The 20,941-nt window shown below is 43.0% G+C and carries 27 protein-coding genes; 15 read left to right on the top strand and 12 right to left on the bottom strand.

Translation table 11 applies throughout. The features are described 5' to 3' along the window. The first annotated feature begins 80 nt into the window (after nucleotides 1-80). The 5 genes from QXT17_RS07720 to xerA all read left to right on the top strand — a co-directional run bounded on the left by QXT17_RS07720 (nucleotide 81) and on the right by xerA (nucleotide 4,286). On the top strand, nucleotides 81-1,301 hold the full coding sequence (locus QXT17_RS07720; protein ID WP_020961989.1) for a DegT/DnrJ/EryC1/StrS aminotransferase family protein: 1,221 nt from the start codon (nucleotides 81-83) through the stop codon (nucleotides 1,299-1,301). A 5-nt stretch (nucleotides 1,302-1,306) separates the two neighbouring features. Next, entirely contained in the window at nucleotides 1,307-1,999 is a 693-nt protein-coding gene (locus QXT17_RS07715; RefSeq protein WP_148681955.1) for an acetate--CoA ligase family protein, read from the top strand. A 271-nt stretch (nucleotides 2,000-2,270) separates the two neighbouring features. Then, complete coding sequence (locus QXT17_RS07710) at nucleotides 2,271-2,930, top strand: hypothetical protein (protein ID WP_020961987.1); 660 nt, start codon at nucleotides 2,271-2,273, stop codon at nucleotides 2,928-2,930. Continuing rightward, nucleotides 2,927-3,397: a bifunctional nuclease family protein gene (locus QXT17_RS07705; RefSeq protein WP_020961986.1), complete on the top strand. Its 471-nt coding sequence runs from the start codon at nucleotides 2,927-2,929 to the stop codon at nucleotides 3,395-3,397. The genes QXT17_RS07710 and QXT17_RS07705 overlap by 4 nt, the downstream gene beginning before the upstream one ends. Nucleotide 3,398: 1 nt before the next feature. Further along, on the top strand, nucleotides 3,399-4,286 hold the full coding sequence (gene xerA, locus QXT17_RS07700) for a site-specific tyrosine recombinase/integron integrase (RefSeq protein WP_020961985.1): 888 nt from the start codon (nucleotides 3,399-3,401) through the stop codon (nucleotides 4,284-4,286). 36 nt (nucleotides 4,287-4,322) lie between these two features. On the opposite strand, the gene QXT17_RS07695 is transcribed toward xerA, so the two are convergent. Then, on the bottom strand, nucleotides 4,323-4,898 hold the full coding sequence (locus QXT17_RS07695; protein ID WP_020961984.1) for a cysteine hydrolase family protein: 576 nt from the start codon (nucleotides 4,896-4,898) through the stop codon (nucleotides 4,323-4,325). Between the two features lie 38 nt (nucleotides 4,899-4,936). Further along, nucleotides 4,937-5,245 carry a winged helix DNA-binding protein gene (locus QXT17_RS07690; RefSeq protein ID WP_187147036.1) on the bottom strand — a complete coding sequence of 103 codons (309 nt, stop codon included), beginning with the start codon at nucleotides 5,243-5,245 and terminating at the stop codon, nucleotides 4,937-4,939. Nucleotides 5,246-5,314: 69 nt separating this feature from the next. Here QXT17_RS07690 and metG point away from each other — a divergent pair, with 69 nt between their 5' ends. Further along, nucleotides 5,315-5,641 (top strand): methionine--tRNA ligase subunit beta, encoded by a 327-nt coding sequence (gene metG / locus QXT17_RS07685; RefSeq protein WP_020961982.1) that lies wholly within the window; start codon nucleotides 5,315-5,317, stop codon nucleotides 5,639-5,641. 33 nt (nucleotides 5,642-5,674) lie between these two features. On the opposite strand, the gene QXT17_RS07680 is transcribed toward metG, so the two are convergent. After that, nucleotides 5,675-5,923 (bottom strand): ribbon-helix-helix domain-containing protein, encoded by a 249-nt coding sequence (locus tag QXT17_RS07680; RefSeq protein ID WP_052887056.1) that lies wholly within the window; start codon nucleotides 5,921-5,923, stop codon nucleotides 5,675-5,677. A gap of 127 nt (nucleotides 5,924-6,050) precedes the next feature. Between QXT17_RS07680 and QXT17_RS07675 the strand changes: the two genes are divergently transcribed. Next, a complete protein-coding gene (locus QXT17_RS07675; RefSeq protein ID WP_020961980.1) occupies nucleotides 6,051-6,788 on the top strand; it encodes a 5-formyltetrahydrofolate cyclo-ligase in 738 nt (245 codons plus the stop codon). A gap of 8 nt (nucleotides 6,789-6,796) precedes the next feature. Here QXT17_RS07675 and QXT17_RS07670 read toward each other — a convergent pair whose 3' ends face one another. Continuing rightward, complete coding sequence (locus QXT17_RS07670; protein WP_052885494.1) at nucleotides 6,797-7,363, bottom strand: archaemetzincin family Zn-dependent metalloprotease; 567 nt, start codon at nucleotides 7,361-7,363, stop codon at nucleotides 6,797-6,799. Between the two features lie 88 nt (nucleotides 7,364-7,451). On the opposite strand from QXT17_RS07670, the gene QXT17_RS07665 reads away from it, so the two are divergent. Further along, nucleotides 7,452-7,856 carry a hypothetical protein gene (locus tag QXT17_RS07665; RefSeq protein WP_020961978.1) on the top strand — a complete coding sequence of 135 codons (405 nt, stop codon included), beginning with the start codon at nucleotides 7,452-7,454 and terminating at the stop codon, nucleotides 7,854-7,856. A gap of 112 nt (nucleotides 7,857-7,968) precedes the next feature. After that, nucleotides 7,969-8,592 (top strand): DUF120 domain-containing protein, encoded by a 624-nt coding sequence (locus QXT17_RS07660; protein ID WP_342783029.1) that lies wholly within the window; start codon nucleotides 7,969-7,971, stop codon nucleotides 8,590-8,592. Here the strand turns inward: QXT17_RS07660 and QXT17_RS10070 are convergent. Genes QXT17_RS10070 through QXT17_RS07645 form a run of 4 tightly spaced genes read right to left on the bottom strand, consistent with a single transcriptional unit; the run spans nucleotide 8,579 to nucleotide 11,513 of the window. Further along, nucleotides 8,579-8,989, bottom strand: coding sequence for a YkgJ family cysteine cluster protein (locus QXT17_RS10070; RefSeq protein ID WP_148681954.1), 411 nt, complete (start codon nucleotides 8,987-8,989; stop codon nucleotides 8,579-8,581). The genes QXT17_RS07660 and QXT17_RS10070 overlap by 14 nt on opposite strands. Beyond that, nucleotides 8,979-9,389, bottom strand: a complete 411-nt coding sequence (locus QXT17_RS07655) for a hypothetical protein (RefSeq protein WP_020961975.1) — start codon at nucleotides 9,387-9,389, stop codon at nucleotides 8,979-8,981. The genes QXT17_RS10070 and QXT17_RS07655 overlap by 11 nt, the downstream gene beginning before the upstream one ends. Nucleotides 9,390-9,426: 37 nt before the next feature. After that, a complete protein-coding gene (locus tag QXT17_RS07650) occupies nucleotides 9,427-9,663 on the bottom strand; it encodes a MoaD/ThiS family protein (protein ID WP_020961974.1) in 237 nt (78 codons plus the stop codon). 5 nt (nucleotides 9,664-9,668) lie between these two features. Beyond that, nucleotides 9,669-11,513 (bottom strand): aldehyde ferredoxin oxidoreductase family protein, encoded by a 1,845-nt coding sequence (locus tag QXT17_RS07645; protein WP_020961973.1) that lies wholly within the window; start codon nucleotides 11,511-11,513, stop codon nucleotides 9,669-9,671. Nucleotides 11,514-11,616: 103 nt separating this feature from the next. Between QXT17_RS07645 and QXT17_RS07640 the strand changes: the two genes are divergently transcribed. Genes QXT17_RS07640 through QXT17_RS07630 form a run of 3 tightly spaced genes read left to right on the top strand, consistent with a single transcriptional unit; the run spans nucleotide 11,617 to nucleotide 15,061 of the window. After that, nucleotides 11,617-13,152: an AMP phosphorylase gene (locus tag QXT17_RS07640; protein ID WP_020961972.1), complete on the top strand. Its 1,536-nt coding sequence runs from the start codon at nucleotides 11,617-11,619 to the stop codon at nucleotides 13,150-13,152. A gap of 45 nt (nucleotides 13,153-13,197) precedes the next feature. Next, nucleotides 13,198-13,611, top strand: a complete 414-nt coding sequence (locus QXT17_RS07635) for a DUF2153 domain-containing protein (protein WP_240366744.1) — start codon at nucleotides 13,198-13,200, stop codon at nucleotides 13,609-13,611. 16 nt (nucleotides 13,612-13,627) lie between these two features. Continuing rightward, the gene (locus QXT17_RS07630) at nucleotides 13,628-15,061 is read left to right on the top strand and encodes a UbiD family decarboxylase (RefSeq protein WP_148681953.1); all 1,434 of its coding nucleotides are present in this window, start codon (nucleotides 13,628-13,630) and stop codon (nucleotides 15,059-15,061) included. On the opposite strand, the gene QXT17_RS07625 is transcribed toward QXT17_RS07630, so the two are convergent. Beyond that, the gene (locus tag QXT17_RS07625; protein ID WP_020961969.1) at nucleotides 15,045-15,356 is read right to left on the bottom strand and encodes a transcriptional regulator; all 312 of its coding nucleotides are present in this window, start codon (nucleotides 15,354-15,356) and stop codon (nucleotides 15,045-15,047) included. The genes QXT17_RS07630 and QXT17_RS07625 overlap by 17 nt on opposite strands. Nucleotides 15,357-15,612: 256 nt before the next feature. Here QXT17_RS07625 and QXT17_RS07620 point away from each other — a divergent pair, with 256 nt between their 5' ends. Together QXT17_RS07620 and QXT17_RS07615 are read left to right on the top strand one after the other, a co-directional pair. Next, nucleotides 15,613-15,774 (top strand): DUF5679 domain-containing protein, encoded by a 162-nt coding sequence (locus QXT17_RS07620; protein WP_020961967.1) that lies wholly within the window; start codon nucleotides 15,613-15,615, stop codon nucleotides 15,772-15,774. A gap of 122 nt (nucleotides 15,775-15,896) precedes the next feature. Further along, the gene (locus QXT17_RS07615; protein ID WP_020961966.1) at nucleotides 15,897-16,403 is read left to right on the top strand and encodes a hypothetical protein; all 507 of its coding nucleotides are present in this window, start codon (nucleotides 15,897-15,899) and stop codon (nucleotides 16,401-16,403) included. Between the two features lie 71 nt (nucleotides 16,404-16,474). Here QXT17_RS07615 and QXT17_RS07610 read toward each other — a convergent pair whose 3' ends face one another. The 3 genes from QXT17_RS07610 to glmS are packed head-to-tail and all read right to left on the bottom strand — an operon-like array spanning nucleotide 16,475 to nucleotide 20,615. Further along, a complete protein-coding gene (locus QXT17_RS07610) occupies nucleotides 16,475-17,599 on the bottom strand; it encodes a glycosyltransferase family 2 protein (protein ID WP_148681951.1) in 1,125 nt (374 codons plus the stop codon). A 9-nt stretch (nucleotides 17,600-17,608) separates the two neighbouring features. Continuing rightward, nucleotides 17,609-18,796 carry an NTP transferase domain-containing protein gene (locus tag QXT17_RS07605; protein WP_187147035.1) on the bottom strand — a complete coding sequence of 396 codons (1,188 nt, stop codon included), beginning with the start codon at nucleotides 18,794-18,796 and terminating at the stop codon, nucleotides 17,609-17,611. Nucleotide 18,797: 1 nt separating this feature from the next. Next, nucleotides 18,798-20,615 (bottom strand): glutamine--fructose-6-phosphate transaminase (isomerizing), encoded by a 1,818-nt coding sequence (gene glmS / locus QXT17_RS07600; RefSeq protein WP_342814491.1) that lies wholly within the window; start codon nucleotides 20,613-20,615, stop codon nucleotides 18,798-18,800. A gap of 163 nt (nucleotides 20,616-20,778) precedes the next feature. Between glmS and QXT17_RS07595 the strand changes: the two genes are divergently transcribed. Then, complete coding sequence (locus QXT17_RS07595) at nucleotides 20,779-20,913, top strand: hypothetical protein (protein WP_020961962.1); 135 nt, start codon at nucleotides 20,779-20,781, stop codon at nucleotides 20,911-20,913. Nucleotides 20,914-20,941: the final 28 nt, after the last annotated feature.

Raw genomic sequence — 20,941 nt, 5'->3', positions numbered from 1 at the left:
CGCGCTTTTCTGTGCTTCGCTTCTAGGAAGAACCATAAAAAGAGTTAATTACGAGTGTCATGTTTTTTAGCGAGGTAAACATGGAGCTTCCAGCAATTGAAGGAGGCAAGCCGGTAAGGCCTTCTTTTAAAGAGTATTTTCCCAAATTAACTGATGAAGAAAAACAGCTAGTTCTTGACGTGCTGGATTCAGGGAGACTTGTATCCTCCATTGGAAAATATGTTAAACTTTTCGAGGAAGAGTTTGCTAGGTACCTAGGCGTAAGACATGCCGTTGCAACGATTAATGGGACTGCTTCGCTACATACTGCAGTGGCAAGCCTTAACATTGGTCCAGGAGACGAAGTTATTACGACCCCCTTCAGCTTCATAGCTACAGCCACATCAATCCTGCACAATAATGCTGTCCCAGTGTTTGCCGACATAGAAAAGGATAGCCTAAATCTAGACCCCGCGACAATAGAAGAGAAGATAACACCGAGGACAAAAGCCATACTCGTAGTCCACTTAGCTGGTTATCCCGCGGAGATGGATGAGATACTGAAGATAGCTCGGGAACACAACCTATATGTCATAGAGGACTGTGCCCAAGCCATTGGAAGCGAATATAGAGGCAGAAAAGTTGGAACCTTTGGAGACATAAACGCATTTAGCTTTTACCAGACAAAGAACATGACTACTGGAGAAGGTGGCATGGTAACTACAGACAAAGAAGAACTATATCGCTACGCCAAGATGTTTGTCGACCAAGGACAAGAATCTAAATACTATCACACTATTCTCGGCTGGAACTACCGCATGACCGAGCTCCAAGCAGCTTTAGGCCTCGGCCAGTTAAGGAGAATAGGCGAGTTGAACGCCGCTAGGGAGAAAATAGCACAAATATACATGGACGAGCTTTCAAGCTTAAACGGTGACCTGTTAAAGCTACCGGTCTTGAAACCCTATGTGAAGCATACATGGCACATTTTCCAAGTTCTATTAAATCTGGACAAGCTACGTGTAAACAGGGACAGAATCATAGAAGCTCTCAAGGCTGAAAATGTCTTGGTGCAGGTCGTATACCCAAGAGTAATCTATGAGAACCCACTTTTCCAAAGGCTAACAGGTTATGGCAAAGGCTGTCCATGGCTGTGTCCCTTCTACGGGAAACAAATCACTTACAAAAAGGGGTCTTCTCCAATAGCCGAACAGGTAGCCCGAAGTGTTATTACATTGCCAACGCTTCCAGGCATGACCGAAGAGGATGCCATTGACACAGCAAATGCTATAAAAAAGGTCTTGACATATTATAAACGGTGACAAAAATGAACCCTGAAGAAATTTTTAAAGCGGCGCTTGCAGAAAACAGAAAACATTTGTCTCTACTCGAAGCCTTCGAAGTCATTGAATCATATGGTCTCCCTTTAGCAAGATATATTTATATCAAAGAAGGAGATGAAATCAAAGACATAAGAGACTTGTCTTTCCCAGTAGTTCTGAAGGCAGACTCGCCCGACATTGTTCATAAGACAGAGCTGGGAGCCGTCAAAGCAAACATAAGAAGCTTGGATGAACTCAAAACTGCAATATCACAAATGAGACAAAAAATACTGGAAAAGAACCCAGCAGTCAAGATCAGGGGATACATAGTACAAGAACAGGTCTCAAACGCGCACGAGGTAATTATCGGAGGATTAAATGATGAGCAATTTGGTCCTGTTGTAGCATTCGGCCTAGGAGGAATATTTGTCGAAATACTAAAAGACGTGGTCTTTGACATTGCCCCCATAACCATAGCGCAAGCCCAAGAACTAATTCTAAAGATAAAGGGATATCAGATACTCGAAGGCTATCGGGGACTCCCAAAGGCTAACATAAAGCTATTGGCAGAAGTCCTAAGCAAAGCCTCCCAAATGTTTGCTGAAAACGCTAAATACATAAAAGAGATGGATCTAAATCCAACCTTTGTATCGTCTGAATGGGTAAAAATTGCAGATGCCAGATTCGCATTAAAATAAGCTACTTCGGATGATTTGTTATAGATTTTTCCTCTTCTTTGAATTGCCAGGAAAAAATTAAAATACGATAATTATGCTTCAAGATCGGTGATGAGACGACGGTCTCTTGAACATATGAAGAGTCTTCTCGCGACTGAAACCCTATCCAAGAACCTGACAACCCCATCCATGATTCTATATATAGGAAATAGGAAAGAGCCAGAAAAGGCAGGGTTAAACTTTAAATCAAGCATGTGACTTAAGTATACAGAGATATTCAAAGTGGGTCTAAATGTACTGGATCCCTGAAAATACAGAAAACGAGATCAAATCGATACTTAAGTCTTCCCTCTACAAGTATTTTACTGATTTGTCTGAACAAGAAGCGGAATACTTATTCAGCATTGCTTACTCCGACTTTATTAATTACGTAGCAGTTACAAGAGACTTTATCTTCGACGAGAACTATGAAGAAGAAACACTCGTAGCGATACAATATATCTATCAAAACCAGCCACTAGTTTTAAACGACATGCTTTCCGAGTGGCTCGAAGTGTGGTCCTTGAAATGGAAACAACGAGTAAAGCTAGCAGTAAAGGAGGACGAAAGCTCTAAGATAAACGAAGAAGTCGAGAAGAAGGTTCAAGGCGTGCTTCCCTCTATACCCGAATTGTATGAATGGTTTAAAAGATATGCCATAGGATCGCTAATCAGGCATGGAGAGGTTTGTTTCACTGGGCTACTCGCAGAAACAGTTGTAAAGGAGATTATCTTCAAAATACTCTCCTCCCAGGATCCGGCAGAAGCAATCCGGTTTTTGAAAGAGAACCCCGCCTTTGTTCTAAATGAGATAACGAAAAAAGTCAAGGAATTAAGTGCTTACAGGGGAAATCTCGTGATTGTTAGACTAAACCCATTGTTTTTTGAAAGCCAGAGGGGGGAGCCATTTTGAGTGAAAAACAAGAAATCAGATATCTCAAGGCTGAAATAGCAGGCATCTACCCCGTGAAGGTCGCAGAGACTGGTGGAGAGCAAACAGTTTTTCTTCTTCTATTGGAAACCCCCAAGTGGAAAGACAAAGCACTACCCATCGTGATAGGTGAGAGTGAGGGTTTTTCTATACAGAGCGCACTGTCAGGTCTCAAGTACGAGAGGCCACTCACACATGACCTAATAGTCTCTATTCTCGATGCACTAGGAGTCGAAGTCGAAAAAGTCTCTATCGACGCTCTCCTAGACAATTCAGTTTATACCGCAACACTTGTCTTGAAAAGAGAGATAAACGGCAAAACAGAAGAAATAAACATTGACACACGACCAAGCGACGGTATTGCAATAGCTGTAAGGACAGGCGCACCCATATTTGTCGCCGAGCATCTTGAGAAGTATGCAAGAAGCATGGAGGAGATAGGAATATAACATGCCAACAGAAAAAACAAATTCTTCTATCCTTGCTCGGGACAACAAGGAGCTAATCGAGCTCTACATTTCCCACCTAATAGCTAGGAATAGATCCGAGAGAACAATTAAAACATTTAAAAGCATCCTACAAGAATTTGTCGAGTTTCTAGGTGACAGGCACGTTAGCCAGGTCACTGTTTACGATATTGACTTTTTCCTGGCAACTCTAAGATCAAAGGGTTGGAAAAAAGACAGCATCTACACCGCGGCAGTTGCTGTAAAGAGGTTCCTAGAGTTTTTAGGCTTGAGTGATAACTTGGCTGGTTTCGAACTTCCTAGGAGGGAAAAAAGGTTGCCAAAATACCTAGAAGTAGAAGAAGTATTTAAGCTAGTCGATGTAGCGGAAAATCCGAGGGACCGATTAATCGTCTTGCTACTCTTCACAACAGGTCTTAGAATTAACGAGCTTGTCTCGCTGAGACTGACGGACATAGACATCGAAAAAAGGTCCATTAGGGTTAGAGGCAAAGGTGCAAAAGAAAGAATAGTCTATTTTCCCGAGTTTGTCCTCCCAATACTAAAGGAACACCTAGAAAGCATTAAAAACAGTGAGTGGCTTTTTCCCTCTGAGGCGTCCGACCATATACACTATACAACTGTGGAAAGAATCCTTAAACGTTTAAAGAAGAAGGCTGGCATAACTAAGCGTGTTACCCCACACGTACTGAGACATACCTTTGCAACTCTAAGCCTGGCCTCAGGTCTAGATATTAGGGAGATACAGGAGCTTCTAGGACATTCAAGTCTGAATACAACACAGATCTATACACACGTGTCAAGAGAGAGACTAAGAAAGGACTACGAAAGCATCTGGGAAAAAATACTCAAAGACACAAATAAGGAGTAAAAACCGAACCCTCTATACATGTACTGGAGGATCTACTCATACAGCTGAAGGCATTTCCTGTAGTTCGCTATTGAGCCTTGAAATCAAATCGCCCAGTTTTACAATCTGTGCACCTGCATAGTTCTTCATGTATTCAAGCCCCACTTTATGCCAATAGCTATCGAACGCGGCGACACATTCCTCTGGAACAATCACCGTGTATCCCCTATAGAAAGCCCCCATCACAGTCTGCAATACACAGACATGAGTATGTATACCTGTAACAATAAGATTTTTGACTCCTAGCTCTCTGAGCAACATGTCCAAGTCTGTAAACATGAAAGCATCATACCGCCTTTTAGCCACAATGTATTCGTTTTCCCGAGGGGCGAGCTCCGAAATAATCTTTGCCTCTGCTGAACCCCTCACGGCATGCGGCCCCCAAAGCCTAAACTCGTAGTCTATCTCGGGATAATGCTGATCAATAGTATAAATGACTGGTATGCCTTTTTCGCGTGCAAATGCAACAAGTTTCCTAATGGGTTCCACAATTTTTTCAGCGTTTTCAGCACGCAACCTGCCCCTAACAAACTCTTCTAACATGTCAACTACAAGAACTGCATATTCCGGCATCAATAGAAATTCTGAACTTTGGCTTATTTATGTCTTTTCTACTCTGGCCTTAACTCAACCTCTTTGGGAGTTAGCTCGTCTTTCAGGATCTTCAGTAGCCTAGCCACCCTATAACCCTTGTCCGTCAGCTTGAGTATTCTGTTTCCTGGACTTCCCTTCCTATCATCCTCTATCAGGCCCAAGTCAAGCAACCTTTTAACGTTGTTATAGATAGACGTCGTCGATAGACCTGTCTGCGGCCGTAAATCAGTTATCTTTTTCTCCCCATCCAGTAGACATAGGAGGATCAAATCGGCCTCTGTAAATATTATTCTCTTGTCCCTGTCAATGCCTTGACTACTACTCAAGACCAACACCTATACATATATACGAAAACCCCAGAAATAAAAATTAACCCCCAGCTCGCTTAAAACAATATGTCACAAATAACAATCAACGACTTTCAAAAACTAGACATCAGGGTTGGAAAAATACTATCCGCTGAACCAATCAAGCGTAGCGACAAGCTTTTACTCCTCAAGGTGGACCTTGGAACAGAGCAACGCCAAATCGTCGCAGGTATTGCACAGTACTATAAGCCAGAAGAACTTGTAGGGAAAGAAGTAGTAGTCCTAGCCAACCTCCAGCCGAGGACAATAATGGGCTTCATCTCGCAGGGAATGTTGCTGGCTGCAGTAGAAGACGACAAGCCAGTGCTACTTGTACCAGACAAGGAAGTAAAAGTAGGCTCAAAAGTATCATGAAAAGATCAAAATAGAAAAAGAAAACTTGTTTTTCTATCGTAGGCCTATCATCAAGCCACTACTAATTTTTTGGCTGTCGAGCTCACGGTAGTTCGTCAAAAGTTTCCTAATGGCTTCTCTTATTGCATCGCTCCTATTCTGGAAGTATCCTCTCTGGATCAACTCGTCCAAAGCGTCTATCAAGCCCACTGGAAGCTTCACGCTTACTATCTTTGTTATTGATGTATAGTCTCCTCTTTCCGTTATATAGAAGCTTTTAGACATTTCTGGTCTTTGCGTCATCAGTATCATTGTAGCTTACTACGTTAATAACCTGTTCAAATGAAGCCAGCATGATGTTTGTAGGACAAATTAAAATAACAAAACAAAAACGTTAATTTCTATCTCCATAAAAACATAGAGGATTAAAATGTCTAGCATGAACAGGGAAGCTTTCGAGAAAAAAGCAGCTCTCAGAAGAATGATATGGAGCAAGATGGAATCTATGGAAGTCGTGACTGCCCCTCGGCCCTGCTACGGCAAAATACCTGGATTCGTAGGTCTCCACAGCGCCACACAGAGAATAATAAAGACGGAGGCGTTTAGGACGGCAACCACGATATATACGACCCCAGACGTCTCAACAAGACTCCTCAGGGAAGAAGCACTCAGGCATGGCAAAAAACTAGTTATCTCTATCCCGGGGCTAAGAGGATATATTCTGCTAGATCCAGCAGTATTTAAGGCATCCGAAATTAGATATGTCTCTTCAATGAAGGGGGCTGTTAGGAGAGGAGAAAAAATACCGTTCCTCGAAAACATAAAGATAGACCTTGTCGTTTTAGGCAGTGTCGCTGTTAATAATGATGGAGCTCGTCTTGGCCGAGGAGACGGTTTGTATGACCTTGAATATGCTATTCTTCGAGAAACATACTCAATAACGGCGGCTACACCTATAGTTACTCTTGTCCACGACACCCAGATAATAAATGAGCCCATACCTATGCTTATTCACGATGTCCCAGTAGATATGATAGCCTCTCCATCAGGACTAATAAGGGTCAGCAGTGGCAAGTATAAGAAACCGCCTGGAATCTTCTGGGAAATGTTACCAATAGATTTTATAAAATCTACGGGTATACTTAGAAAACTTTTTGGAATCTCTTAAAGGAAGAATCAAGATTGAATTGCTCTGATGATCCCAGGATGGGAAAAGTTTAGCTTTGCAAGGCATTTTTTGCAAAAGAAAGTAGGCTTGGCATCTACATCGTAGACCGAATTGCTAAACCTCATTACGCAGTTTTCTCTGCAGTGTTCCAGGCCCAGACTGTGCCCGAATTCATGGAGAACTTCTTTTAAAATCCGCATTCTATACAGCTCCTCCGAGTATGCTTCTCCATAAAATGCAGGATTCAATCGTTCGGTAAAAACAATGCCTCCCCACTCGTTTTTGGCAACCCCGAAAACAAAGTTCAAACCCTCAACGTAGCCATCTGCCGCAATAATTACCAGGACACGCTGGGTTGGAGCAACTCCAATCTTTTCCATTAAGGCCTCTATTAGTAGTTCGGCATCTATCTGGTCCCGCTCCTCGTCTAGAAATTTAAGGACAAAGCCGGGGGTTACGTCTTTTGTATTTATTGTTATTGTGACATTGAGTACTTTCTCGATTCGGCTCTTCAGCCACAGCAATGTTTCTTCTTCAATGTTCACCCCGTATATCCTGACATGATAATCATCCACTCACACCACCGTACTACATCTGTATAAGAGAAGTCATTATCTAAAATTTCTATCCATATAAAAGAAATATGCTTACGTTCTCCTAAAAATGATGTCATTCGAAGGATTCAGCGACATACTTGACACAACAATTATACTAGCAGAGAAAAGCATCAACTTGTTGATAATTTGCTACATTATTTTCTCGCCATTTATTTTTCTGGGAAACACGACTCTAGCAATCCTTCCACCAGTCATAGCCTCCCTATTCTTTGGGGTATCTTCCCTGTATTATGTAGCAGAAATTGTGCTGGACGATTCAAGCAAAACTAATGGAAAAATTGCAGGCTTTATACCTTTATTCGCAAGTGTAAGTTTCCTTCTAAACCTCGTAATGAATTATGCTTGGGTCATAATTACAATTTACACGATTATATGCTTGACAATAATACTATTGCTAAAAACATACTCAGACAAACGAGAATTTCTCGTTCTAATGGCATATCCGAAATAGCGCTCTCTACCTATTGAACTAAAAAATTATTATAGATGGACGTCGAAAGCACCATATGTCTAACGAGTATGAAGTGCTCCCCCTTTTAATCGAGCTCGCAAAGCGGAGTTGTTTGTCAGGCCCAAAAAGGATAAGCAAGGTGGAGATACTTAAGAGTATGGGTACTACCCCTTGGAAACTGCGTAAACTGCTCGACATTGCTGAAGAGGAGGGCTACATTGAGAAAAAATATTTTGGCAGACGAGTATACTTTGCTATAACACAGAGGGGTCGCGACCTCCTCTCGAGAGTCTACGATGACCTGAGAAGAGTCCTTAACTATGCGAACGCAACGGTTCTTAGAGGACAAGTAGTGCCAGGTCTGGGGGAGGGAGCAATCTATATGAGCATACCCATGTATGTTGAAGCATTTAAGGAGATACTAGGATTTGAGCCATATCCAGGCACGCTTAATATTAGGCTTGTTGAGGAAGATATTCCTTTGAGGCAAACTCTTCGTGAAAAGAAAATTGGTTTCAGGATTAATCCATACAAAACAAATAGGGAAGAATATGGAGGAGTGACAGTCTACAAGGCTATAATCATGGGGAACGGAGTATCGATAAGTGGCGGAGCCCTGGATATTGATAAAACAAAGCACGGAGACGAAATACTCGAATTAATTGCCCCTGTACGCCTCCGTGACGAGCTTCACTTGAAAGATGGCGACACAGTTGAGGTTACTATCCTCGGCTGAATAGCTCCCTAAGTATCTCACCTCCTAATAACTTTGCTTTTCTCTTTTCATAACTAGGAATAAGTCTGCTGAGAGGACAGTAATCGTCAACCTCTACATGGCCATCCTCCGATAAGACCAAGGGATAGAGGCTACACCCTATAGGCCGCGCGGCATAAATTCTACATGTTCCATTCTTTTGGTCATAAAAGAAACATCTTCCATCAACATTTTTTAAGACGCGGAACCTGCCTTTCTTCACACTGAATTCTTCGGGATCTAGGCCAGTATATTGGGATATGCGTTTTAAATCACTTTCTAAAAGTATCATCTCTGTAGAATGGCAACATAAGCCACACTTGAAACAGTAAAGCCAAGGCCTGTGAATGATAGGAGTTTTTCTAGAGCTAGTCTCCATATAGTCTCAGCTGGAAAAAGCACTTGCCACTTGAAGTCTCCACTAACTTGTTATTGGAACTTCTAATCGGGTAGCTTTTCCACTCGCTCAAGAGATTTATGGCTTCCGAGTAAAAGAAGGGCAGTGGACATATTTCTTGCAAGGGACAAACGTTTTGTTTTGGGCTTATCGATATTTTAAGCGCGTCGTTTTCCTTCGAGTACTCGGCTGACACACCCAAATAATGGGTAGCTAGCCTTATGGCTTCATCTAGGCTCCTTTTTCCTTCCTTTGCCTTTTCTTCAAAGGCTTCCTGAGCTAAGACTCTACTGGCAATCGCTATTTGGCCAGCTGAGAGAGTTAGTTTCTGATATAGGATGCTGATGATTCTTGCCAAAAAATCCTCGGATACGCATGTCATAACTTTTTTAGCGGAGTAAAAAAGGTAAAGTTTTCGGTTACCCTCCACCAATGTGTGGAAAAACCTTTACAATGTCGCCTGGTCTAGCATAAGAATCCATCGTGGCTGGGTAGTCATTTACGACGACAACTACTTCAAAATTAAAATTTGGAGAAATTTTTCTTAGCAGGTCTCTTATTTTAACGGGCGAATCTACCTCAAAGATATGTTCGCGTCCCTTGAAAAAGTCGATTAAAAAGCCAAAAAATACTATTTTTACTTGCCCAGAGCCCATGTGATTCAGTTCGTTAATTCAATTATTTTTCCAAGGGTGCTCTCTACGTCGCCAAGCCCAAGCCTTCTCAGAGTCGAGGCTCTAGGAATACCTCTATGGTCCCAGCCCAGAAGCTCATAATAGTACCCTAAGAGTTCGTCGTATTTTTGTGGGTCTAGCCTTGCCCCCTTAAGTGGTCCACGCGTGTAAGGCCTTGTGAACCATTTGATTGGGGGATAATCCATTTTCCTATTCCATGTCCTGCCTTCTGCGTGGTATTCTCGTACCCAGTAGCTTCTTATAAGAGTCAGAGTCCTTTCGGCTACTACCATGTGATCGTCAAGCCTCCACCTTAGGCCTGTAGCAAAGTTAAACAGCTTTACATACCAGTCCAGCTCTAGGCCGAGCTCTACCCAGGGCAGTCTGCATGCCACTATGTTCTCGAAAAATCCGCCTCGTATCTTCTGCAACTCAAGAACCTTTTTGGCTTTTTCCGGAGAATAGGCAAACCTTCCATGAGAGACCTCCCACGATATAACCCATGCATCTTTATGATGTGCACCCACGCTACTAACGCCATATGAAAGCGCCATACCAGGAGCGGCGTGGCAGTCGTATGCACTGACGCTTAGACCCTTAACGTGAATAGCGCATTCCTCGCATCCATAAACGCTGGAGGCATGTACCAGTCCTTCTGCCAGGTCGTCACCAAGCTTTGTCCTCCTCAATGCTATGTCCTCAGCTAGTTCCAGAATTTTCGGAAAGTCTCCCCATTCCATCTTTTCATTTATAAATCCCTTCTGAGAAGCCTCGATCGCAAAGCCGATGGCTGAACCCAATCCAATCGTGTCTATACCCCACATATCGGCTAACCTGTTAAGCTGGGCTACCTTTTTCAGATCTCCAAGCCCAATATTGGAGCCAAGCATTGCAACGTTTTCATAGTCAAGCTCGGACTCTTCGCCGCTAGCGTCCAGTACAACGTTTCCACAAATAGAGTTACAGTTGGGGCAACCCCTCTGCGAGACTTTCATCTTTTCCATTGTGAAGCCATCTATACCGCTACTCTCGTCGAAGACTCCCTCACTAAAGTTGTAGGTGGGCAGGACGCTGTTCTCTTGGGACCATTGGATCGTAGCCATCGTTCCCTGTCTTATCCAGAAGGGATATGCCGGCTTGTTTTTGGCCTCAATATAGGCTTTGGCCGCTGTCTCCCTCAATGATTTGAGGTCGTCTACTGGCGGGTCTCTAGTGCCACGTACAACTATCGCCTTCAAGTTTTTGCTACCCATTACGGCTCCAATTCCCGGCCTGCCGCCGCTTCTACCCATCTGAGAGATTATAGTCGCCATCTTTACCTTTCGCTCTCCCGAAGGGCCAATGAGGAGAACGCCGGCATCCTTGCCATGTCTCTCCAGGAGCCTTTTCTCAGCAGTAAATGTATCTAGACCCCATAAGTCATCTGCATTGTTTATTTCTACTTTCTCGTTCTCGATATAGACATAGGAAGGCTTCTCGGATTTGCCAGAGAAAACTACTGCATCAAACCCAGCCTTCTTGAGCATTACAGCCGTCCTTGAGCCTAGATTACCATCGCCATAGCCATGTGTCAACGGGCTTTTCGCTGCAACGACAACTTTTCCAGTGCTGGGTCCAGGCAAGCCAGTAATGGGTCCTATAGCTACAATAAGGAGGTTCTCGGGTGAAAGTGGGTCGATCCCGGGGCGCGTATAGTCCCATAGGAGCCTGACAGCCAGCCCCCTCCCGCCAACGTAGCTTGATAGAAGGTTTTTGTCGATTTCTACCTGTTTCGCCTCTCTGCGGGAAAGGTCAATCCATAAAAGCTTCCCCCACCAACCTTTTGTTGTCATACATTACTAATTTGCAACTCTTGTATTTAAATTATTTTTAGAGGGAAAAGTTAATATATTACCTTGTGGATAATAAAATTCCCTTTCCTTGCGGTGGCTACCCATGAAGCTGAAAACTCGCTTGCTTCCATTTGAATCGGCGAATTTTACTGTTATACTTGACCATAATGTAGCAAAGAAGCTTGACGTCAAGCTAGGGGATCGCGTAATTGTCAGGTTTAACGGGCGTTCATTAACAGCGATCGTCAATACGGCAAAGGATTTCCCAATCGACTCCATAGGAATTTATACAAACCTGGCGAGGGTCTTAGGCATATCCGAAGGAGACGAAGTCGAGGTAGAGGCAACAAGCCCACCACTTTCCCTCCAGATAATAAGGAAAAAACTCCAAGGCCTAAAACTTGAGTCTGACGAAATCTATCTCCTGGTTAAAGATATTGTCGAGGGAAAACTAAGCGAGCTAGAACTAGCGGCATTCGTTACAGCAGTTCACTTCCAGGGAATGGTTCCCTCCGAGATCTATGACTTCACAATCTCCATGGTAAATACGGGGCAAACACTAAACCTTAAAAAGAAGCCAATACTTGACAAGCATAGTTTGGGAGGAGTGCCAGGAGACAAGACCAGTCTTTTAGTTGTTCCAATAATTGCCTCTCTAGGATACACCATACCAAAAACTTCCTCAAGGGCAATAACCTCGGCAGCTGGAACAGCAGACAGGATGGAGGTTTTAGCACCAGTGACCTTCTCGATAGAGGAAATCGAGGAAATAATACACAAAACTAACGGGTGCATCGTGTGGGGTGGTTCTCTGAATCTGGCGCCAGCAGACGACATCATAATAAGGGTTGAATACCCTTTGGGAATAGACCCCTTCTTTATACCATCCATCCTTGCAAAAAAGCTAGCCGTCGGGTCTACACACATTGTTTTAGACATCCCTACTGGGAGAGGAACAAAGGTAAAGACACTCGAGGAGGCACGAAGAATCTCACAAAGCTTCCACGAGATAGCGAAAATGCTAAACATGAATCTCCAGACAGTGGCCACATATGCAGAGGAACCCATTGGGCATGCGATAGGACCAGCCTTGGAGGCAAGAGAAGCACTTCAAGCATTAAAAACTCTTAACCCTCCAGATCTTGTAGACAAAGCTGCAAGCCTTGCAGGCACACTCTTGGAAATGGTTGGCGAAAAAGACGGCTACGAGATGGCGATAGAGGCTTTGAAGAGTGGAAAAGCTGAAAAGAAGCTTCGCGAAATCATCGAGGCACAAGGAGGGGATCCAAACATACAGCCAGAAGACATAACTCTCGGCGACAAGACATATACCTTGCATGCAAACGACTCGGGCTTCGTCTACTATATTGACAACTCTTTCCTTGCAACCCTTGGCAAAACAGCTGGAGCGCCGATAGACAAAGGGGCAGGAGTATATATTCACGTAAAACTCGGAGAGAAGGTCAAGAAAGGACAACCACTTATAACTATCTATTCATCGAGCAGTGCAAAGCTACAACTCGTCGAGAAGCTCATAGAAGAAAACACACCCATCCTCGTGGGTAGAACAGCTGGAAGAAGAATGCTATTAGAGAAAATACAATACCAGCCAACCAGACTAGTGCCCCTCGAAAGATAAACAAGCTTTTAAGACAGAAAATCTACAAAGAGCATGGTGAATTATTTGAGCGAATTCGTAAAACTCTTTGCAAACAACTTGACAAACTGGATAGAAGCGCAGAAAACGTTCCTCGACACTGTAACAAGCATGGAAAAAGACCTTGAAACTTCAGATAGACTGGAACTAATACTTGCCACGAGGACGGCCTTTAACCACATGATAAAGACAATCGAAGCTTTCGACAAATGGCTCCAGGACCCATTCATCGTGGGACATATGCCCCGAGAAATGTTGCTAGAAGTCCAAAAGAACGTCTGGGAAATCCTCAAGAAACTACTAGAGCTAGACATCAAACACACTGCTGCCTTCAGAGACATGTTGCTAAACCTCTCCGAGACGGGTAAAATAAACCCACTATTCTTTGTCCCAAGAGAGCAACAACAGAGAGTTGAAGAAAGATTCCGCGTAAGCTACTAATCTGCCGGTGAAACATTTGACTATAAGCGATTTATTGATGGCCTTCTTCCAGAGAGGAAAACTCCTCGAAATAAATAATGAAGTTTCGCCAGACTTCGAGATACCATGGCTATCCATTGAGCTTGCGAAGCATTTTGACCATGCTCTACTATACAGCAAAGTCTCAGGAAAAACACCCAGAGTTCTGACGAACGTATTTTACAAGAAAATCCATTTAGCTCTCAACGCCGGGTCCGAGGAACAAATAATAAATCGGGCATCGAGAGTGGTAAGCCTAATTGAACCTCTCTCCCCTATTCAGAAAGACAAACTTCATCTACTTGCATCCCTAGCGTGGATAGCAGACTACTATCCAGATGTAAAAGAGTTCCAAAGCTCCACGATTAGGGTTCTCCAAGGCTACGACCTAGACCTCACATTAATTCCGGCATTAAAGCACAGTTCTCAAGAGGAGTATCCTGTAATGACCAATCCACTTATAATCGCCACTTTGGATAGCATAGACGAGACGGAAATTACAGTTCAAAGGGTTCAAGTAGTAGACGAAAAAACAATGTTGCTACACGTACCCAGGAATTCCAGAATACAACACTTAATAGAGGAAGCATCAAGGCGAGGAAAACCCTTAAAGATTGCTGTTGTTCTTGGAGCACCAGCAAGTATATATCCTCCAGCATTTCTCTCCTGGCTGTCCTTTACAGAAAAACTACTGCTCGCTGGCGTGATTTCTGAAACCAAACTAGCAACGACCAAGCTAGAAGACAACATATACGTCCCCTTTTCGTTCCAAACAACTGTTATAGGCGAGATTGTCCCAGGAGACGAGCGCCCAGAAGGAAAAATGCTCTACGAAAATGGAGACATACTAGGTGGGACACCAATGCCAGTCATTCATGCTAAAAAGATCCTGATGGAAAGCAATCCAATAATATACTACTCAACAATTCATCCGACACAAAGCGACATAGCAGAGCTGTTTAGGCTCGTTGAGAAAATATTCCTACTTAACTACAAAAACCTGCTTCCAAATGTAATAGACCTAACATTTCTCGGCAACGACGCGTTTAGAACCGTGGTGGCAAAAGTTAACACATTCAAAAGGGAAAAACTAATTAATACAGGTATAAATCTTCTCTCTCTTTCAAAAACCCTAAACCCATATACAGACACGATTATTCTTGTTGGACCAAACACAAACATACACAATCACCTCCAGCTCCTCAAGACAATCATTGAAAACGTTGACCCAGACAAAGACGTCATAAAAATACCTCAGCAAGACTATGAAACCTTCCCGAGAAGAAGTGGAAGAGGAAGTCTAATAATCTTTGCGACAAGCCAAAAAGAAGGTGAAAAACCCGAAAGCGTAGACTCGTACCTTGAACCAACGTCCAGAAGCCTTAAAATCTTCGGCGAGATTCTTGACAAGCTTGCTAAACAGTCGACCTGACATAGCGACATATAAGGCAGAGAGCCTCCCCGCCCCTCAACTTTCCAGCCTCAACCTCTTTGATGATTTCTTTTATTTTCTCCGAGAAGCCAGGTATATTCTCAAATTTCCCCCTATACACTCCTCTTTGCTCGTTCAGATATCTACTTACACTTGACTGACTGATTCCAAGCAACTTTGCTATCTGAGCCTGCGACTTTTTTTCCTCACGATAAAGGTACTCGACCAGGAGACCTCTAACAGCTGGCAACCATTCTTTGCTAATTTCCTCGCATGGAGCCTTAAACCTAGACACCTTGCATCTAGGAATTACCTATGACACTGTCAAATAAAAACATTTCCATAGGTTGGTCTCTTCCGATTGAAGTTACCTATGGGAAAACTAAGAAAATTAAAAAAATCTCTTTTTGAAAAATGGTCTCTTTTATTAATTGGAATAAAAAATCTCTTTTTAGAAACTACGGCAAAAAAGATTATCTTTTCACAAAAAGAGAAAAATTGAAGCGTAAGGAATATATACCTCTCATGTGAAAAAGTTATTGGCGACAAATATGCCAGAAAAAATAACAGCATACTGTGTTAAATGCCGCAAAACCGTTGAGATGAAGAACCCACAGCAAGTAACTCTCAAGAACGGAAGGCTCGCCTACAAGGGCACCTGCCCCAACTGTGGCACAACAGTCTACAGGTTCGTAGGCCGCGTAAAACAGTAAACAACTAGCACTAGGAGCACTAGAGCGAACCAAAACAAAATATTTTTTTCTTTTATTTCTTCTTTGAAGACAAAAATATATTTCCTATTATCACCAACTTAACCAAGCCTCAGGGTGTCAGAATGAGTAATGTTTCGGAGCTGGTTGAAAAGATTTCAGGTGCAGTTCCAGGTTTTACGGGCTATAAAGCCAACACGTTTTTCCAAGATGATAAGCTGGTACGTAAAAGATTGCTATCTTTGGTTGATGAAGCCCGTATAAGGGTGGAGAGAATATCGGCATTTGTCAAACAGAAAAACGTCTCTGTTGGACTGAGGCTTGATGATCTCCGTATCGAGCTCCTGAAGGTTGCCCAGCTATTGAAGAGGTACTCCTATACCTCGGACACAAATAAATTGCCAAGCGTAAACGAGGAACTGGTCCCAAAAATCCTCGAAGAAGATGCTCAGCTATTAACCTATACCTCTAGAATGTTCGAAAAAGTGATAATTCTAAGCCCTACACTGGAACCCAAAGAGCTTTTAGAAAAAGTCAACGAGGCAATAACTCTAGTCAATGATATTGAGTCTCTTCTACGCGAAAGGGAAAACTTGATTCTCAAGGCCCTAACAGCCACGCAAAAACAGTGATAAAGCTCAGCCTCTAGTGTATTCATCAACTATTTCAGGCGTCTCTTCCCTCATCACATCCAAAAAGTGAATTATATTTTCCACCCTGATATATCTTTCTTCTGGAAAATAAACACCCTTATGAAGGCCGCTATAAGCACTGAAAACCAAAGTGGAGAATAAACAAACAGATACAACAAAAAATTTACTAAGTGCACCTGGAAGCCCAGTTTTACTGAAATCGGCAACACTAATAACGAGTATAACACTAGGAGAACAAGAAATACGAAAATGAATGGTGGAAGGAGCGAAGTAAACATTTCGAAGATCGTCATTATTGGTATCACCGGGGCGATCAGACCTCCAAACAGGGAGAGAACAAAAGGGAGAGTTTTAACAAGTGGGGTATCGCTCGCAAAAAACATTGAAGCAAAAAAGATGCTTCCCGGAAACATAGCGAAAAGAGCGGCCAGGCTTTCTTCTACATTGTGCCTGTTTCCTGCATAGGCAAAATGAAACAAGTGCTCTCTGATCCACAGCCACGCCCCCACAGACCATCGCATCCGCTGATTTAGCCATTCCCTTATGCTGTGAGGAGAATAAACAATAACTTCGGTGTCAAATATGTATTTGAAAGGATAGCCTGTAAAGTAGCTTCTAAATCCTATGTCCATGTCTTCCAGTATACAGTTCTTGAATCCTCCAAGATCCTTGATGGCTTTCCTGGTGAGAGCCATTGCTGCACCGTTTAGGCCGGCGCATCTTTTTACATGCTTCTCGAAAATATAGCTGGCAACGCCGAAAGAGACGTAGTCGTAATATACTAGACGGCTAAGAAAACTGTCTATGTGTATCTTTTTCTTTATTTCTGCGATATCAAATTTTTCCATCCAGCGGTTTATCTTTTCAAGGAAAAACTCGTCTCTAATTTCCACGTCATTGTCTAAAAATACTAATACATCGCCCCTGGCCAATCCTATGGCTGTATTCAGGGCGCTAACTTTTCCCCTACGCACATGTGAAACGTCAAACCTAACGTTTCTACCCCTATATTCTTCAATTAGAGTGCTAATGATTTTGTCTGCAGGCTCATCTATCATTACAATTATTTCATAAGGGAAACTCGTCTTCTGACGGGAAAGCTGGCTTAGTAGGCTTGGCAACATTTTTGCCTCTCGATACACCGTTATTATTACACTGAGTTTCGGGTGTGACACAGCCAGCTCCTATATGTGCTCGATACCGCCATCTCTAAATATTTTTACACCTGGGCCAACAATGCTTCCAGCCTTTATCCTGCCTCTGGGAGCGAGGAACACGCCCAACTTCTGCTTTTCATAAAGAATACCCTGCAAAGGCAAAGGCCGTAAAACTCTTCTATCACTAGGAAGGTCACTGATAACAGTTGTTCTCGGCTCTGCTACACTCTGTGGCCCCAGAACACTGTCCGTGATTAACGAAAAACTTCCAGCAGTGGCCTTTTCCTGTAAAATGCTTCTCTTAACTTCTGTATGTGCTCCGACAACACTGCCCTCCTCTAAAGATGTGAATTCCCTGACAAATGCGCCCTTGCCTACGAGGGCCCCTCTTCCTATATAGGCTGGTCCCCTGATCACGGCATAATGATCTATAAAAGCATAATCTTCAACTTTTACGCACCCCTCAAGAACGGCGAGAGGCGAAACCTTTGCACGGGGACTAATAACAGTCTTACAGTCAGTTCCAAGGACTTCGTACAATGCACTTATTAGATCCCAAGGATAATCAACGGAGACCCACGAGCCGCTCCATAGGGCAATCTCTATCCCCATTCTCTCGATAAGGTAATTCATTGCCTCGTAGAAATTGTTTCCGTCATTTAATAGGTCAATGGTTTGTCTCGGCAAAATAAATACTCCGCCAAGAACAAAACTCGTGTCAATTGCTTCTCCATGTGCTTTCTCAGGAGAAATAACTTTCTTTAAGGATTTACCGGACACATATGCTACACCGTAGCTAGTTATTTCGGGTCTAGGGATAACGAGGGCTACAGGTCTCTGTGTCTCTTCATGTGTTTTTATCATGAGCTTGAATGCGTCAGCTGGAGCAATTACGTCTCCATAAGCTACGAGAAACCACTCTTCACTCGCCTCATCTATAACCTGTCTCAGAGCCTCTTCGAGACTACTCCCTTTCTGGATTACTAGGTCTACTTTATCCTGGAGTTTTCTAGCAGTGAGAGATTTCTGAACCTCTTCTTGTGGCATATCCCTATCTATGACAAGCAAGGATCTTCCACCAGAAACGTCTAGAAGACTCTTGAGGGAATAAAGGAATATAGGATTTCCCGCAACCTTTAAAAGGAACTTATGGTGTCCCTCGTTTAAAGGAAGCATCCGTCTCGGATTACCTGCTGCCAGAACAACGGGCAACATTTTATTCCACCGTAACTGTTTTTGCAAGATTTCTAGGCTTGTCCGGGTCATAACCTTTTTCCACGGCGGTGTAGTATGCAAGTAGCTGTAAAGGAACAACGCCTAAAATAGGAGTTAAAAACTCGTTGCTGGAGGGCAGGATCGCTGTCCTGTCAAAGAGCTCCCGTAGCCCCGAGTCCTTTGGAATTATTCCTATTGTATGTGCACCTCTAGCTTTCATCTCTTCAACGTTTCCATGAAGACGCTTTTCGAGCGATTTCTCAATTGAGACAAAAACTACTGGGAAATTCTTCTCGACAAGTGCTATAGGGCCGTGTTTGCTTTCCCCAGCTGGATACCCCTCGGCATGTATATAAGCTATTTCCTTCAGTTTCAAGGCCCCCTCAAGTGCTATAGGTACACCAAGTCCCCTGCTCAAGTAATAAGCACTGGCCTTCTTTGCCATGAAATTGGACAGCTCCTTGCTCCATCCACTATACAAATTAATTGTCTTTTCAACGAGTGAGGGCAACTCTTTAAGTGATGAATTGATTTCTTTTAATTCATTTTCACCTATTTTTCCTGTATGGTGCGAAATAAGAATGGAAAGCCAAGTCAAAGCAGTTAGCTGGACGGTAAATGTTTTTGTTGCTGCTACGCCTATTTCGGGTCCAGCCTTCATGTATATCTGACGGTCACTTTCCCTGGCAATCACACTGCCAATAACATTTGTTAGGGACACGACTTTTGCACCCTTCTGTTTGAAGGCCCTAAGAGCAGCCAGTGTATCAATAGTCTCACCACTCTGCGACACAGCTAGGAGAACATCATCTTCGCTAGCTACATGAGCGTAGACTTCGTATTCAGAAGAGATAAAAGGTATAACTTTCTGGGAGGAGAGCTTCATCGTGAGGAGCGCGAAGTAGAGTGATGCATGAAAACTTGTCCCAGCCGCTGTAACAAAAATGTTTTTTCCATTGACCAGCATCTCCGCGCCTTTTTCATAGTCTATGCCAAAGCCACGAATAGTCTCACCTATTACGAGTGGTTGTTCATGGATTTCTTTTAGCATAAAGTGAGGGAACCCCTCTTTCCTTGCCTGTTCAGCTGTCCATGGGACGACTAATATCCTGCTGGAAACATCTATCGGTTTGCCCTCTATTGTTTCCATGTAAACACTTCCACTATCAATGTAGCCAAGCTCGCCGTCATTAAGCACGATAACCTTGTTTGTAAAATCGAGAAAGGCCGGTATATCGGAAGCAACAAACATGACATCTTTGCCAAGACCTATAACGAGGGGCGAATGCTTTCTGGCAAAAAAGATCTTTCCAGGAGCCATGACCGAAACCACAGCTAAAGCATAGCTACCAGAAAGAGAACGAACTGTTCTTCGAAACACGTCGAAAAAGTCAGAATTATTTCTTGCATTTTCCTCAAGCAAGTGAGCTATAACTTCTGTATCAGTGGAACTCCTGAAAACATGACCTTTAGCGATGAGCATCTTTTTGAGCTCCATATAGTTTTCAATAATACCATTATGGACAACGGCAATTCTACCTTCACAATCCGTGTGGGGATGAGCGTTCTCATCAGTTGGAGGACCATGAGTAGCCCAACGTGTATGACCTATTCCTACATTTCCCTCCAGGCACCTTAAACACTTTGCCTCATCTACTGAGTCTATTTTGCCTGCGCCTTTACGAATAAGAATGCCATGCTTTCCAACAATAGCTACACCCACGCTGTCGTAGCCTCTATATTCCAATTTTTTTAGACAGTCGACTATCAGTGGTCCAACATTTCTATTTGAAGATGCTATCCCAACTATCCCGCACATGCAGGCAACAATAGTTTTCCCACATTAATTAAGATAATCTTCCAACTTTGTACATGCATATGGCACTCTAGTCGTAAAACAGTTGTATTCAGGACTTAGGACGCTATGAAAAGCATTGTAAGAACTATACATTGTCCAAGGCAAAACTAAGACAGGTGGAAAAGTGGAAGAACTAACCATGGAAGAATTTTTGAGGAAAATTGCTGGCAAAAAGATTAAAGTGCGAGAAGTAAAAGCGGCACCACCAGCAATAGTCATCGAGTCTCATGGAAGCCTCTACAAAGTAAAAGTAAAATAGGATCGAATTATTATACCTTAGAAGCCAA

It is taken from the genome of Thermofilum sp., from assembly GCF_038871435.1.
GTDB classification, from domain to species: domain Archaea; phylum Thermoproteota; class Thermoprotei; order Thermofilales; family Thermofilaceae; genus Thermofilum; species Thermofilum adornatum.
Note: the sequence above shows the minus strand (reverse complement) of the source record. Positions and strands in the feature narration are given on the sequence as shown.